This is a genomic window from Rhodococcus sp. P14 (assembly GCF_000256505.1).
Lineage (GTDB): Bacteria > Actinomycetota > Actinomycetes > Mycobacteriales > Mycobacteriaceae > Rhodococcus > Rhodococcus ruber.
This window is the reverse complement of sequence record NZ_AJFC01000421.1, coordinates 1-955: the sequence shown is the minus strand read 5'-3', so window position 1 is coordinate 955 and position 955 is coordinate 1. Positions and strand designations below refer to the sequence as shown.

1 protein-coding gene is annotated in these 955 nt (G+C 75.0%); it reads right to left on the bottom strand.

The window, feature by feature from the left end; genetic code table 11:
- On the bottom strand, window positions 1–955 hold a 955-nt coding region (locus OEY_RS0127795), incomplete at both ends, for an acetyl-CoA C-acyltransferase (protein ID WP_010596983.1).

Sequence of the window (955 nt, the reverse complement as noted above, 5' to 3'; positions counted from 1 at the left end):
GAGGGCGTCGCCCTGGCCGCCGCCGCCGCACAGGGCCGCGGCCCCGACCCCGCCGCCGCGGCGGGCCAGCTCGAGGGCCAGGTGCAGCACGATCCGGGCCCCGGACATCCCCAGCGGGTGCCCCAGCGCGATCGCCCCGCCGTTGACGTTCACCCTGGCCGGGTCGATGCCCAGCTCACGGGCCGAGGCGATCCCCACCGCGGCGAACGCCTCGTTGATCTCCACCAGGTCCAGCTCGGCCGGCTCGAGGCCCTCCCGCGCGCAGGCCTTCGCGATCGCCCGCGCCGGCTGGGACTGCAGCGTCGAGTCCGGACCGGCGACCACCCCGTGCCGGCCGATCTCCGCGAGCCAGGACAGGCCGAGCTGTTCGGCCTTGGCCTTGGACATCACCACCACCGCGGCCGCGCCGTCGGAGATCTGCGAGGCCGAGCCGGCGGTGACGGTGCCGTCGGGGGCGAACGCCGGCCGCAGCTTGGCCAGGGACTCGGCGGTGGTGTCCGGGCGGATGCCCTCGTCGGCGGTGACCACGAGCGGGTCGCCCTTGCGCTGCGGGATCGACACCGGCACGATCTCGTCGTCGAACAGCCCGTCCTTGTGCGCGCGGGCCGCCCGCTGGTGGCTGGCGGCGGCGAACGCGTCCTGCTCGGCGCGGGAGACGGCCGCCGCGCCGGTGTTGGCGGCCTCGGTGAGGGCACCCATGGCCTGGTCGGTGAAGATGTCGTGCAGCCCGTCGAAGGCCAGGTGGTCGCGCAGGGTCACATCGCCGTACTTGAACCCGGCGCGGGACTTCTCGAGCAGGTGCGGGGCCCGGCTCATCGACTCCTGGCCGCCGGCGACGACGACGTCGAACTCGCCGGCGCGGATGAGCTGGTCGGCCAGCGCGATGGCGTCGATGCCGGACAGGCACACCTTGTTCACGGTCAGGGCGGGCACATCCATCGGGATGCCGGCGGCG